The 12,757-nt window shown below is 64.7% G+C and carries 18 protein-coding genes and 1 pseudogene; 7 read left to right on the forward strand and 12 right to left on the reverse strand.

Annotated features, from left to right (window positions below; genetic code table 11):
* Positions 1-177 precede the first annotated feature (177 nt).
* The 5 genes from VK804_RS25115 to VK804_RS25135 all read right to left on the reverse strand — a co-directional run bounded on the left by VK804_RS25115 (position 178) and on the right by VK804_RS25135 (position 4,265).
* Positions 178-672, reverse strand: coding sequence for a heme-binding protein (locus VK804_RS25115; RefSeq protein ID WP_325375237.1), 495 nt, complete (start codon positions 670-672; stop codon positions 178-180).
* Positions 673-759: 87 nt separating this feature from the next.
* Positions 760-1,527: a peptidoglycan editing factor PgeF gene (pgeF, locus tag VK804_RS25120; RefSeq protein WP_325375238.1), complete on the reverse strand. Its 768-nt coding sequence runs from the start codon at positions 1,525-1,527 to the stop codon at positions 760-762.
* Positions 1,524-2,651, reverse strand: a complete 1,128-nt coding sequence (locus VK804_RS25125; RefSeq protein ID WP_325375240.1) for a class I SAM-dependent methyltransferase — start codon at positions 2,649-2,651, stop codon at positions 1,524-1,526. Before VK804_RS25125 ends, pgeF begins: the two co-directional genes overlap by 4 nt.
* Before the next feature lie 18 nt (positions 2,652-2,669).
* On the reverse strand, positions 2,670-3,515 hold the full coding sequence (lgt, locus tag VK804_RS25130; RefSeq protein ID WP_325375241.1) for a prolipoprotein diacylglyceryl transferase: 846 nt from the start codon (positions 3,513-3,515) through the stop codon (positions 2,670-2,672).
* Positions 3,516-3,524: 9 nt separating this feature from the next.
* Positions 3,525-4,265 carry a dienelactone hydrolase family protein gene (locus tag VK804_RS25135; RefSeq protein WP_325375243.1) on the reverse strand — a complete coding sequence of 247 codons (741 nt, stop codon included), beginning with the start codon at positions 4,263-4,265 and terminating at the stop codon, positions 3,525-3,527.
* A gap of 181 nt (positions 4,266-4,446) precedes the next feature.
* On the opposite strand from VK804_RS25135, the gene VK804_RS25140 reads away from it, so the two are divergent.
* From VK804_RS25140 to ychF, 4 genes are all read left to right on the forward strand, one after another.
* The gene (locus VK804_RS25140) at positions 4,447-4,713 is read left to right on the forward strand and encodes an accessory factor UbiK family protein (RefSeq protein ID WP_325375245.1); all 267 of its coding nucleotides are present in this window, start codon (positions 4,447-4,449) and stop codon (positions 4,711-4,713) included.
* A 181-nt stretch (positions 4,714-4,894) separates the two neighbouring features.
* Positions 4,895-5,674: a 50S ribosomal protein L25/general stress protein Ctc gene (locus VK804_RS25145; RefSeq protein WP_325375247.1), complete on the forward strand. Its 780-nt coding sequence runs from the start codon at positions 4,895-4,897 to the stop codon at positions 5,672-5,674.
* A 21-nt stretch (positions 5,675-5,695) separates the two neighbouring features.
* On the forward strand, positions 5,696-6,310 hold the full coding sequence (gene pth, locus VK804_RS25150; RefSeq protein WP_325375249.1) for an aminoacyl-tRNA hydrolase: 615 nt from the start codon (positions 5,696-5,698) through the stop codon (positions 6,308-6,310).
* Positions 6,311-6,446: 136 nt separating this feature from the next.
* Positions 6,447-7,544 carry a redox-regulated ATPase YchF gene (ychF, locus tag VK804_RS25155; RefSeq protein WP_325375252.1) on the forward strand — a complete coding sequence of 366 codons (1,098 nt, stop codon included), beginning with the start codon at positions 6,447-6,449 and terminating at the stop codon, positions 7,542-7,544.
* 164 nt (positions 7,545-7,708) lie between these two features.
* On the opposite strand, the gene VK804_RS25160 is transcribed toward ychF, so the two are convergent.
* Entirely contained in the window at positions 7,709-8,002 is a 294-nt protein-coding gene (locus tag VK804_RS25160; RefSeq protein ID WP_325375254.1) for a DUF4282 domain-containing protein, read from the reverse strand.
* A gap of 222 nt (positions 8,003-8,224) precedes the next feature.
* Here VK804_RS25160 and VK804_RS25165 point away from each other — a divergent pair, with 222 nt between their 5' ends.
* The 3 genes from VK804_RS25165 to VK804_RS25175 all read left to right on the forward strand — a co-directional run bounded on the left by VK804_RS25165 (position 8,225) and on the right by VK804_RS25175 (position 9,419).
* Positions 8,225-8,689 (forward strand): MaoC family dehydratase, encoded by a 465-nt coding sequence (locus tag VK804_RS25165; protein WP_325375256.1) that lies wholly within the window; start codon positions 8,225-8,227, stop codon positions 8,687-8,689.
* Positions 8,689-9,171: a MaoC family dehydratase gene (locus VK804_RS25170; RefSeq protein ID WP_325375258.1), complete on the forward strand. Its 483-nt coding sequence runs from the start codon at positions 8,689-8,691 to the stop codon at positions 9,169-9,171. The genes VK804_RS25165 and VK804_RS25170 overlap by 1 nt, the downstream gene beginning before the upstream one ends.
* Before the next feature lie 104 nt (positions 9,172-9,275).
* Positions 9,276-9,419 carry a hypothetical protein gene (locus VK804_RS25175; protein WP_325375260.1) on the forward strand — a complete coding sequence of 48 codons (144 nt, stop codon included), beginning with the start codon at positions 9,276-9,278 and terminating at the stop codon, positions 9,417-9,419.
* Positions 9,420-9,472: 53 nt separating this feature from the next.
* Here the strand turns inward: VK804_RS25175 and VK804_RS25180 are convergent, their stop codons facing one another.
* From VK804_RS25180 to VK804_RS25205, 6 genes and pseudogenes are all read right to left on the reverse strand, one after another.
* A complete protein-coding gene (locus VK804_RS25180; protein WP_325375262.1) occupies positions 9,473-9,607 on the reverse strand; it encodes a hypothetical protein in 135 nt (44 codons plus the stop codon).
* 178 nt (positions 9,608-9,785) lie between these two features.
* Complete coding sequence (locus VK804_RS25185) at positions 9,786-10,205, reverse strand: hypothetical protein (RefSeq protein ID WP_325375264.1); 420 nt, start codon at positions 10,203-10,205, stop codon at positions 9,786-9,788.
* Positions 10,206-10,365: 160 nt separating this feature from the next.
* Positions 10,366-11,241: a hypothetical protein gene (locus VK804_RS25190; RefSeq protein ID WP_325375266.1), complete on the reverse strand. Its 876-nt coding sequence runs from the start codon at positions 11,239-11,241 to the stop codon at positions 10,366-10,368.
* Positions 11,242-11,447: 206 nt separating this feature from the next.
* Positions 11,448-11,889, reverse strand: a pseudogene (locus VK804_RS25195) (nuclear transport factor 2 family protein).
* A gap of 175 nt (positions 11,890-12,064) precedes the next feature.
* On the reverse strand, positions 12,065-12,331 hold the full coding sequence (locus VK804_RS25200; RefSeq protein WP_325375268.1) for a hypothetical protein: 267 nt from the start codon (positions 12,329-12,331) through the stop codon (positions 12,065-12,067).
* 102 nt (positions 12,332-12,433) lie between these two features.
* A partial coding sequence (locus VK804_RS25205; protein WP_325375270.1) for a nuclear transport factor 2 family protein occupies positions 12,434-12,757 on the reverse strand: 324 nt, incomplete at its 5' end.

The raw sequence follows: 12,757 nt of genomic DNA on the forward strand, positions 1-12,757 counted from the left end.
GGTCGGGGTGAGGGGCTCTCTCAGCGAGTGCGACTCGTTGAGACTCCCCCTCACCCGAAATTCGCTCGCGCGAATTTCGACCTCTCCCCGCAAGCGGGGCGAGGTGACCCCACTCGCGCCAGCTTGCGCGCTTTCGCATCGAACCCGCCCAGGAGGCTGAGCGGTAAGGCTGGACGGCTACTTCAACCGCTCCTTGATCTTGTCGAGCCCGGCATGGGCGCAGGCGTCATCGAGCTTGGCGCCGGGCGCGCCGGCGGCGCCGATCGAGCCGATCACCTCGTTGCCGAGCTTGATCACCACGCCGCCGCCGAAGAACATGATGTGCGGCAGCTTGGCCAGCGGTGCGATCGAATCCTCGCCCTTGGCGCGCTCGGCGAGCGCCAACGTGTCGGTCTTGAAGGACACACTGGTGTAGGCCTTGTCGTGCGCGCTATCGATGGTGTGGATGCCGGCGCCATCGCCGCGCTCGACCGCGATGATGGCGCCGTCGGCGTCGAGCACGACCGCGGTCTCGGTGTAATTCTGCCGGGCGCAGGCCGCCACGGCCTCGCTCGCCGCTTCGACCGCGAGCGCCGCGGGAATGCGATGCGTCGGCAAGGTCTGCGCCTGCGACGCCGCGGCGCCGATCGAGGCACAGGCGGCCGCGATCGCCATTGTGGAAATCTGTTTCATGATCCGTCTCCTCTGCACGCCGCGCCATTGGCCCCGCCGAGGAGGCCGGGCGCAACGGCCGTTGTCAACGACGGCGGCGGTCAATTCCTACGCGCGCTCCAGCGCAATCGCGTGAACATGCCGGCCGTAGTCCGGCTCGTTCCGATGCACCGAGCGGCGGTAGCTGTAAAAACGATCGTCGGAATAGGTGTCGACGCCGATGTCGTCGATCATCAGGACGCCGGCGTTTTCGAGTCGGGTCCGGATGAAGCCGGCGAGGTCGAACATCGCGTGTCCCTTGCGCTCGCCGGGGATGAAGAACAGCGCGTTGTCCGCATCGGCCTCGATGAACCGTTCGACGAATTCGTCGCCGACTTCATAGGAGTGCTGGCGGATCAGGGGCCCGATCGCCGCAGCAATGCCGCTTCGCTCGGCGCCGAGTTTCTCCATTGTCTCGACGGTGGCCTCGATGATGCCGGTCAGCGCGCCCTTCCAACCGGCATGCGCGGCGCCGATCACGCGCGCAGTCGGATCGGCCAGCAATATCGGACCGCAGTCGGCCGCGGTGACGCCGATGGCGAGCCCCTCGGCGCGGGTCACCATGGCGTCGGCGCGCGGCCGCTCGCTTTGCCAGGGACCGCTGGCCACCACCGCATCGGGCGAATGGACCTGCCAGACGCTGAGAAGGTGCTCGGGCCGCACTCCCATCTGCTCCGCCATGCGCCGGCGATTTTCCGCGACGTGAGCCGGATCGTCGTTGGAACCGATACCGCCATTGAGGCTGCCATAGACGCCGCCGGAGACGCCGCCGTCGCGGGTGAAGAAGGCGTGGCGCAGGCCGGGGATCGCAGAGAGCAGCGGCGAGGCAAGCATCATGAAGGCGCGGTCCCGGCGTTCTGCTTCTCGCCCTCGAAGCCCGCGAGCGTGTCGAGATGAGGTTCGGAGACCGCCAGCACCTTGAACATCTGCCCCATGCCGCCGCGGCCGCCGCCGATCAGCCGCTTCAGCGCGCCGGAAATATCCTCGGAGACCTCGTGGTTGGCCTTCGCCATCAAGGTTAGCGCACGGGTTTCGATACCGAGCCGTTGCAGGAAATCGCCCTGCGGCACCGGGCCGTGGACGCGGGCGCCCAAATCCTCTGCCGCCCGCGCCAGTGCCTGGAAATCGACATGGGCGGTGACGTCCGCCTGGCCGGGATTTTTCAGCGGGTCGGCAAAGCTGTGACGGGCGATCGCCTGAAAGGTATCGCCGGCGTCGCTGCGGACGTGGCCGTAATCGATGATCAGCGCGGCGCCATCCTGGTCGCGGACGCGGGACGCGATCTTCATGATCTCGGCGTCGGGCCGCCACTCGAACACGGCGCCGACCGGAGCCGCGCGCAGCAGCGGCGGCAGCAGCACCTCGAACCGCGGCGTCGGCTCGGCCATGGCGCCGAACGCCAGCCTGCCGTCGGCATCGATTTCGACGGTGCGCTCGTGCCAGCCGCTCTCGCGCTTCACCACCTGGTGGATCGGCAGCACGTCGAAATATTCATTGGCGAAAATCACCGCAGGCCCGTCGGGGATATCGTCGATGGTCTCGTGCCAGGCGATGTTGCGCACGCCCGACAGCGTCGACCTCTGCCGGTCTCGCAACACCGGATTGATCTCGACCAGGTGGATGGAGAGCGCCTGGTAGAGCGGCGGCAGCACCCGCAGTGCGCGTAGCGCATCCGCCATCATGGTGCCGCGGCCGGGCCCGAGCTCGATCAACCGCAGCAGCGGCGGCGAGCCGATCGCCTTCCAGACCGAGGCCGCCCACAGCCCCAGCAATTCGCCGAACATCTGGCTGACTTCGGGGGCGGTGGTGAAATCGCCCTCGCGGCCCAGCGGGTCGCGCGACACGTAATAGCCGAACTTCGGATGCGTCAGGCACAGCTCCATGTAGCGCCAGACCGGCATCGGTCCGGACGCCTTGATCAGCTGCCTGATCTCGGATTGCAGCGGCGAATATTCGGTCACGGCCAGCCCTGGAACTATTCAACTATTGACTTGCAACGGCTTCGGCGCCTTGCGGCGCCATGCCAGCACAATAAGGATAGCACCTGCAACAAGCATCGGCACCGACAACAGCATACCCATGGTCAGCCCACCCCACAAAAATCCGAGCTGCGGGTCGGGCTCCCGGAAATGCTCGCCGGCGATCCGGGCCAACCCATACAGCATGATGAAGCTGCCGAGGATCAGGCCCGGCCGCTTCAACGCGCCCATCCGGATCATGACCGCCAGGATCGTAAACAGCACGATGCCCTCGAGCCCTGCCTCGTAGAGCTGGCTGGGATGGCGCGGCAGCTGCAGCGCGTCGTTGGGAAATACCATCGCCCAGGGCAGGGTGGGGTCGGCCTGCCGGCCCCACAATTCGCCGTTGATGAAATTGGCGATGCGGCCGAGGAACAGCCCGATCGGTCCGACCGCGGTGGTGATGTCACCAAGCGACAGGATCGGAATGTCGTGCGCCCGACAGAACAGGATCACCGCGGCGACGCAGCCGAGAAAGCCGCCATGGAACGACATGCCGCCCTTCCAGAGCTCGACGATCTCGAGCGGATGCTCGATGAAGAAGGGAAAATTGTAGAACAGCACATAGCCGGTGCGGCCGCCGAGGATGATCCCGAGCGTGACCCAAAGAATGAAATCGTCGAGCTGCGGCAGCGTGATCGGCGCCACGCCGCCCCACAACCCATCGTTCTTGACCAGCGATCGCGCGTAGATCCAGCCCAGCACGATGCCGCCGATATAGGCGAGCGCATACCAGCGGATCGCGATCGGTCCGATCGCGATCGCGATCGAATTGAACACCGGAAGGACGATGACGAGGAGAAGCATCGAGCAGGTCTATGCCGACAGATTGCGGCGATAGAGCGCCAGCAGCCGCTCCCAATGCCGCTCGGCGGCGTCGCGGTGGTAGACCGGCCGCTTCGGAAACGCAAAGCCGTGATGGGTGTCGGGATAGACCTCGACCTCGGCATTGGCCTTGTCGGCCTGCATGGCGTGCTTGAGCTTGTCGATGATTTCCTGCGGCGCATAGATGTCGGTTTCCGCGCAGCCGAAATAAAGCTCCGCCTTGGTCTTCTGTCCGGCCAGATGCGGGCTGTCGGGCTGGTCGGTCGCCAGATGGGTGCCGTAGATCGAGGCCGCGGCCTTGACGCGATCGGGAAAATGCGTGGCCGCGTTGACGGCATAGCGCCCGCTCATGCAGTAGCCGACGGTGCCGACGATTTTCGCATTGGCGGCCGGCTGGCCCTCGGCATAGGCGAGCAGCGCCTTGGTGTCCTCCATGACGAGGGGAATGTTGATCGAGTTCATCAGTTCGAACATCCGCTTTCGCTCCGGCGAATTCGGATCCGGATTGATCGGGCCGAGTTCCATGACGCCGGCGCGGTAATACATGTTGGGCAGCATCACGTAATAGCCCGATGTCGCCAGCCGCCGCGCCATGTCGCGCAGTTCCTCGCGGATCGCGGGTGCGTCCATGTAAAAGATGATCACGGGGAATGGCCCGCCGCGCTCGGGATGGCTGATGAAGGTGGTGGTGTGGCCGTCCTTGGTGGGGATTTCGATCTGCTGGTCGATCATGGGCGTTTCTCGCTTCCCGTTTGGCGTTTCTTGGCGCTGGCGATCGATACGATTGCAAGGAAACCGCAGCATGACAAGGCGAGCCGCCGCGAAGGGGCTCATGCCGGCCTTGAACTGCGCCGTCCGGATCGCCATTGTGTGATGGACCGAGCCCTGCACGGCCCACCGGAGACTTAAGGCGATGACCCAGACCAGCAACCGGTTTTTCGACGAGATCGGGCGTTTGATGAACGATGCCGCCGGCGCCGCCCAGGGGGTCAAGCGCGAGGTCGACGCGGTGGTTCGCACCCAGGCCGAAAAAATCCTGCGCGACCTCGACATCGTCAAGCGCGAGGAATTCGAGGCGGTCAAGGACATGGCGCGGCTGGCGCGCGAGGAAAACGAGGCGCTGAAGGCGCGGATCGCCGTGCTGGAGGCCAAGCTCGGGGCGCCGCCGTCGGCCCCCTGATGTCGGCAGTATGCGGACGGACGGGTAGGGAAACAAAATCCCTGCATTTCCTTGTCATTTCGCCCCATTGGGGCTAGAACGCCGCCACGTCCGCAGCCCCCGCACCCCTGGAGGCTTGCTGTGGAGTGTGACCGGGCCGCGTTGCGGCCTTTAACTTTTTGAAAACAAGGACTTAAAGCAGATGGCGACCGTCCAGGAATTGAAGGCGACCGCACGTCCGGCAGGCGGCAAGGGGGCCGCACGGGCAGAGCGTCGCGCCGGGAGAGTGCCCGGAGTGATCTATGGCAACAACCAGCCCCCCACGACCATTTCGGTCGACGACGCCGAGCTGCGCCAGCGCATCCTGGCGGGCCGGTTCCTCACCACGATTTACGACATCGATCTCGATGGCAAGAAGCACCGTGTGATTCCGCGCGACTTCCATCTCGATCCGGTGCGGGACTTTCCGATCCATGTCGACTTCATGCGGCTCGGCGAAGGCGCCACCATCCGCGTCAGCGTTCCGCTCCACATCATGAATGCGGAAGCCGCTCCCGGCGTGAAGCGCGGCGGCACCGTCAACATCGTCACCCACACCATCGATCTGGAATGCTCGGTCGACAACATTCCGCAATTTGTCGACGCTGACGTCAGTGGGCTCGAGATCAGCCACTCGCTGCATCTGTCCGACATCAAGCTGCCCGCCGGCGTGAAGTCGCTGACGCGCGAGGACGTGACGCTGGTGACCATCGTGCCGCCGTCCGGCTACGCCGAAGAAATGAAGGCGGCTGCGGCGGCAGCGGCTGCTGCCGGTACGGCGGCGGTTGCCGGTGCGGCGGCTGCGCCCGGTGCGGCGGCTCCCGCGGCTGGTGCTGCTGCGGCGGCGCCTGCTGCCGGTGCGGCGGCTGCTCCCGCGGCCGGTGCGAAGGCGCCCGCGGCCGGCGCCAAGGCGCCCGCCGGCGGCGGCGACAAGAAGAAGTAACCGGACGCGGGATGCCGCGTCATGCGCCTGTTCGTTGGGCTCGGCAATCCCGGCGCGAAATACGCGCATAACCGGCACAATATCGGCTTCATGGCCGTCGATGAAATCGCGCGGCGTCATGGTTTCGCACCGTGGCGCCGCCGCTTTCAGGGCGAGACCGCGGAAGGCACGCTCGATCATGAGCGGGTGATCCTGCTCAAGCCCACGACCTACATGAACGATTCCGGCCGCGCGGTGCAGGAGGCTGCGAATTTCTTCAAGCTTTCGGCGGGCGAGATCACCGTGTTCCAGGATGAACTCGAACTGCCGCCGGCAAAGGTTCGCGTCAAGATCGGCGGCGGCATCGCCGGTCATAACGGCCTGCGGTCGATCTCCTCGCATATCGGCAACGACTATCGCCGGGTGCGGCTCGGGATCGGTCATCCCGGCATCAAGGAACTGGTGCACAGCTACGTCTTGGCCGATTTCGCCAAGAGCGACCGCCCCTGGGTCGAAGCGCTCTGCGAAGCGGTCGCCGACAATGCCGGACTGCTCGCCACCGGGCGCGACTCGACGTTCCAGAACAAGGTGCATCTGGCGATGCAGGCCAAAGGATTTTTCGAGAAGGGTGACGACGGCGCGGGGAAGCAGGACTGACGTCTCGCGCGCGCAAACATACACACCGCCGTTATGCCCGGCCTTGTGCCGGGCATCCACGTCTTTCCTTTGCCAGAGAAGACGTGGATGGCCGGGACAAGCCCGGCCATGACGGTGAGGAAATATCGAGGACGAAATGGGATTCAAATGCGGTATCGTCGGATTGCCCAATGTCGGCAAGTCGACGCTGTTCAACGCGCTGACGGAGACGGCAGCCGCCCAAGCGGCGAATTATCCGTTCTGCACCATCGAGCCGAATGTCGGCGAGGTCGCGGTACCCGATCCCAGGCTCGACAAGCTTGCCGAGATCGGCAAGTCCGCGCAGATCATCCCGACGCGGCTGACGTTCGTCGATATCGCAGGGCTGGTGCGCGGCGCCTCCAAGGGCGAAGGCCTCGGCAACCAGTTTCTCGCCACCATTCGCGAGGTCGACGCGATCGCCCATGTGGTGAGATGCTTTGAGGATTCCGACATCACCCATGTCGAAGGCAAGATCGCGCCCCTCGCCGACATCGAGACCATCGAGACCGAATTGATGCTGGCCGATCTCGACAGCCTCGAGAAGCGCGTCGACAACCTCGCCAAGAAGGCCAAGGGCAACGACAAGGAAGCCAAGGAGCAGCTCGATCTCGTCAACCGCGCGCTGGTGCTGCTGCGCGAGGGCCGGCCGGCGCGGTTTCTGGAGCGCAAGCCCGAAGAGGAGCGCGCCTTCGGCATGCTCGGCCTGCTGACCTCGAAACCCGTGCTCTATGTCTGCAATGTCGAGGAGGCTTCGGCTGCCACCGGCAACAAGTTCTCCGAAATCGTTGCCGAGCAGGCAAGGAAGGAAGGCGCCGTCGCGGTCACCATCTCGGCAAAAATAGAATCGGAGATCGCCACCCTGTCGCGCGAGGAACGCGCCGAGTTTCTCGACACGCTGGGGCTGGAAGAAGCCGGCCTCGATCGCCTGATCCGCGCCGGCTATCAGCTCTTGGACCTCATCACCTATTTCACCGTTGGCCCCAAGGAAGCGCGGGCCTGGACCATCCACCGCGGCACAAGGGCGCCGGCCGCGGCCGGCGTGATCCATACCGATTTCGAAAAAGGCTTTATCCGCGCCGAGACCATCGCCTATACCGATTACGTCGCGCTCGGCGGCGAGGCCGGCGCGCGGGACGCCGGCAAGCTGCGGCTGGAAGGCAAGGACTATGTCGTCGCCGACGGCGACGTCATGCATTTCAGGTTCAACACGTAAAGGGCGTCATCCCGAGCGCTAGCGCAAATATGCAGGACGTCATCCTGAGGTGCGAGCTCTTGCGAGCCTCGAAGGATGACGAAGACAGGTGCTCGCGGCCCATCCTTCGAGACGCCGCGCAAGCGCGCGGCTCCTCAGGATGACGGCGAACTTGTGGAAGCAATTCAATGCCCCGCGCCTTGGTCGCGGATCGCGCCGAGATGCTCGTTGATGCGGAACACGATCAGGATGAACTCCGCGGCGATGCGCGAGAACACGATGCCGACGACTACGCTCGCGATCGACGACAGCAGCACGATGAACCCGCCGAACGGGCTGATCGCCATCGCGGCGAGGCCTGAAAAGATTCCGGAGAGGCCGAACAGCGAGATCAGCGCGATGACCAGCCAGTAAAAGGTCTTGATGATGGTGGGCGTGATGAAACGGTCCCACTGGAACAAATCGCGAAATTCAAACATCTAGCGTTCTCCCCCCGGCAAACCGAATATCAATTGCGCCAGGCCCCAGGACCTGGCGCAACGAACCCACAGGGCCTAGCTCCGAATGCCATTCCGGGCAAGGTCGCAAGCAAGACCGACAAGGGCGATGCTCGCCCGCGGAGCACGAGCCATGCGGGCAGGCCTGTTGAGATTGCCGCAAAGTGCGGCCACAATCAGGCCTTCCTCGCAGCAATCCCCACGATGACGCTGACCTTCGAAGATTTCCCAATCGGCCATTTCGGCAGCTTCGGCCCGCGCCGCGTCAGCCGCGAGGAGATCACAGCCTTTGCCGCGGAGTTCGATCCGCAGCCGATGCATCTCGACGAAGCGGCGGCTGCAAGATCGATGCTGGGCGGGCTGTCGGCTTCCGGCTGGCATCTGTGCTCGATCATGATGCGGATGATGGTCGACGGCTTTGCCGGCCGCAGCGCGTCGCTGGGCTCGCCCGGCGTCAACGAAGTGCGCTGGCTGGCGCCGCTTCGCCCCGGTGACGATGTCACGCTCGATATCGAGGTGGTGGAGGCAAGGGTTTCGCGCAGCCGGCCCACGACCGGCCTCGTGATGCTCAAGGCGGTGGCCCGCAACGCGGCCGGGCAGGCGCTATGCGAAATGGTCTCGCCGATGATCATGATGCGGCGCGCTGCCGTCGCGGCGGAGCCCGGCTGATGTATTTTTTCGAGGAGCTCGAAATCGGGCGACGGCGTGAGGTGGGTTCGTTCACCTTCACCGCCGAGGCCATCAAGAAATTCGCCCGCCAATTCGATCCGCAGCGCTTTCATCTCGACGAGGAGGAGGGCAGGAAATCGCTGTTCGGCGGGCTCGCCGCGTCGGGCTGGCATATCGGCTCGGTCAGCATGAAGCTGCTGGTGACCGACGGCCAACGGTTGGCGAAGGAGGCCGCCGCGCGGGGCGAGCAGGTCGCAGTGTGGGGACCCTCGCCCGGTTTCCGCGAACTGCGCTGGATCAAGCCGGTGTTGGCCGGCGACACCGTCAGTTTCGCCAGCGAGATCGAATCGCTGCGCACCTCGGATTCGCGCCCCGAATGGGGCATCCTGCAGGCCCGCAACACCGGCACCAATCAGCGCGGCGAATTGGTGTTCTCGTTCCTCGCCACCGCCTTCGTGCCGCGCCGGAACCCGAACCGCTGATTCGCGCCCGTTTTGCGGGCCGTGGAACGTTTCTCCCGCTAACGCATTTTGAACTTTGTCCCTTTATGGACTCGGTCCAGGGGACTGAGGTGAGGGGACGATCCATGGCAGACCGCAACGGCCTGAAACTTGTCGGCTTTATCTTCGCAACCGTGACGCTGGTGGTGATGCTGACGGCCGCCATGGTGGTCAAGGGTTATGCCGACGGCGGCTATTCGCTCGACAGCGCACAGGTCGCCAGCCGATAAGTCACCATTCGCTAACCATTTTGGCGGAATCGCGGGGTTACCCGGCGAAAAAATCAGCGGCTCCAGATCAGCGCCAGCAGCACCACGGTCGCGATCAACAGTCCGACGAACCGGATCATGAGGATGCCCATCCGCGGCGCGTTCTGCAGCGGGATGGGATCGGGATTGTCCGGCTGAACGCTTTTCATGAAGACATGTCCCCGCCTCGTGATTGAGCCTGCCCTTGGTCGCGGCGCGAGCCCGGCAAGTTCAACGGCTTCGGGAAAACCTGATCGTCATTCCGGGGCGCGCGCAGCGCGAACCCGGAATCTCGAGATTCCGGGTTCGATGCTTCGCATCGCCCCGGAACGACGAGAGACAACCGCGTCAGCCGTTGCGCAGGCCGTCGGCGGTGCGTTTCCACTGCGCGACATTGTCGGCGATCATGCGGGTGGATTTCATCGCGGCCTGGCTGAGCTGGGCGTAGCCGGAGATCTCGCGCTGGACGCGCTGGCCTTCGGCATGCAGCAGGTCGCGCAGGCTTTCGAGTTCGGAAATCAGGTTCTCGATCTCGCCGAGCGAGGTTCCGGCCACCCGCTGGATCAGCGAGTTGACGCTGTTGACGGTCGCCTCCGCGGACGGCTCCAGCGGCGCATCGGTGCCGGCGAGCATGCTGGGCGCGGGCCGGCGCAGATAGGCGATGTCGTTGCGGACGAAATCGCGGATGCCGGCCTCGACCTCCGAGACCGCGGCGAGATTGGAGTCTTCTTCAGTGGACTCGATTTTTTCGGAACGAATGGCAGTCATCGGCTATTCCCCTGTTTCGCGGTTCAAAGCGAGCGCGGACGTCCCCCGCACGACGAATGTGAAGCAGCCCCATCAGGGCGTCCGATTTTGACGGCAACGCGGCCAATATGCGGCAATGCCTGATCATTGGTGGGGAATTGCGGGCGAACGGTTCGTCGGCTTACCAGCTGCGCTTGAAGCCCGCCGTGACGCTCTTGCTGGTGGCGCCCTGCGGCGTCTCCCCAATCGAGCCGTTGATGGTGACGTCGCCGAACAGCTTCTGCTCGGCGCCGATCCTACGCAGCCATTTGTCGTCGGCGGTGGAGAGCGTCTGGCCGGCCATGAAGCTGGTGCCGGTCTCGGCGATGGAAAGCCTGGCGGATTGCTCCGTGTCGTAATTGCGCACCGGGCGTCCGGGGATGCCGGGCAGCGGCAGGGCGCCCTGCTCGGTGACGTTGTAGCCGTTCTGCAGGGTGAGCGAATACTGCTCGCTGAACGGGATCGACTTGCTCAAGGAGGTGCCGAGCTTGCTCTGCTCCTGGGTGGGATCGAGCCTGGCTTCGACCGCGGTCTTGTCCCAGATCGAACTGAGGCCGGGCGCCGTGACGGCGGCCCATGCGGTGCCTGAGGATTGCGGCAAGTTGCCGCCATTGGCGAGCTTTTCCGCCAATAGCTGCGACTCGGTCTGCGCTTGCCCCGGCGCCACCGTCATGTCGGCGCCGATCCGGGCATCCCACAATGGCGACAGCGGCTGCTTGACGGAGACCGCCGCCGAGCCGTTCGGCTTGTCGTTTCCCGACCACGACAGGTCGGTGGCCGGCCCCGCCTGCGGCGAACGCGGCTTCGACGCCGGAGCGCCTTTCATTAGCGTGGCGGCATCGACGTCGAGCTGGCTCCAGTCGAGTTCGCTGGCGTCGGGGATGGCCGAGGCCTCCACCTCGCCCGAAGCGTGCCGATGGTCGTCGACCGGGACGGGCTGCGCGCGGGTCTGCGGCGCCGACAGGCCAAGGCTCGCCGCCAGCATCAGCGCCAACCCATATCGAAGTGTGGAGACCATGCCCGCCCGCCTGCAACTGCGCCATTGATGCGGATACATCGGCGCGAAATTGTGGCGGGGGTTATCGGGCCACTGCCGTCAATGATTCGTCATGCCCGGCCTCGTGCCGGGCATCCACGTCTTGCTTCCTTGGCGCGCCTCAAGACGTGGATGGCCGGGACACGCCCGGCCATGACGATGATATGGAGTGCCGTTTGACGAAGACCTCACGCCACCGAGGTGATCTTCGGCAGATGGATCGGGCGCCCGAGCGCCTGCTCGACCAGGTCGAAGCTGTCGAGCAGCACGCGGATGCTGGAGAGCCGGCCGGCCTTGAACTGCGCGAAATGCGCGACCCGCAAGCTGATCGGCTTGTTGCTGTCGAGCATGGTCAGCGAATAGCGCAGCATCGAGGCGGCCGAATCCACGCCCAGCATGATGGTCTCGCGATCGAAGCGGTGCACCCGGACATTGTCGGCGATCTGCCGCATCACTTCCAGCACCGCCGCCTTGCCGCGGCGGGGCGCCGAGAAACGGGAACATGTCGATCGGGCCGTAGATCGCCCAGTCGACCTCGTCGTCGATCAGCTGTTCGAGTTCGTCGTGCCGGCGCTCGTTGATCGCGCGATGGAACGCGCGTGAAAAACGCCAGAGGCTGTGCTCTGTCATGAATTTCTGCTTTCCGAACTGGATTTTCAGGCGAGCCGGCGGCCACCAAAAAGGGCGTCATTGCCGACGCCGGGACCCGGTCGCTCGCCACATTAGTTGAAGCTTCAAATAATGGCCGCCGGCCGAAATGCAAGGCGCAATTATGCATTCCACGAATGCGGGGCTTTGCGAAAATTCAGGAGTTGCGGCGCTGCGCCGGCGCCCGTTCGACCGCGATCTGGGCGTCGCGCATCGCGATCACCGCAAACAGCAGCGCGCCGCCGAGGCCGCCGATCGCAGCCCCCAGCGGCATGAAGGTGAAGAACACCAGCATGCCGCTATAGCCTTCAAATCCCGAGGTTTTAAAGATTTCGACCCACGCGATCCCGGCCCCGACGCCAAGCGCCGCGCCCCCGATCACCCCCAGGAACAGACCGAGCATGGCCAACAGCGTGATTTTCATGATGGTTCTGGTCCGAGGATTAAGAGGGCCGCTTGGTTGGTCGGCGAGGGATGGGGAAGGTTCAAACCGGCCGGGGACAAACAGGGGCCACGCGTTGGGAGCCTAGATCCTGCCGGCCGGATCATCGGTCAGAAGCGCGACGAGATCCCGCTCCAGCAGCTGCTGGATCAGGTCGAAGGTGTCCATGATCTCGCGAATCCTGACGATACGCCCGCCGGCAAACGTATAGAACACCGCGATGTCGAACTGCATGATCCGGTCGTTCTTCCGCTTGACGAAGAAGACGCGGATATGGACCGCGACCTTGTCGCCTTCGGCAACGACGATCGGCACCTGATAGCGCATGCTGGAATAACGGCTGTGGATCGACGTCCACATCTGCCGGACTTCATCCTTGCCGCGGCGATGGCCGAGATGCGGCAGGAT

Origin of the sequence: Bradyrhizobium sp. (assembly GCF_035484855.1) — a bacterium.
Lineage (GTDB): Bacteria > Pseudomonadota > Alphaproteobacteria > Rhizobiales > Xanthobacteraceae > Bradyrhizobium.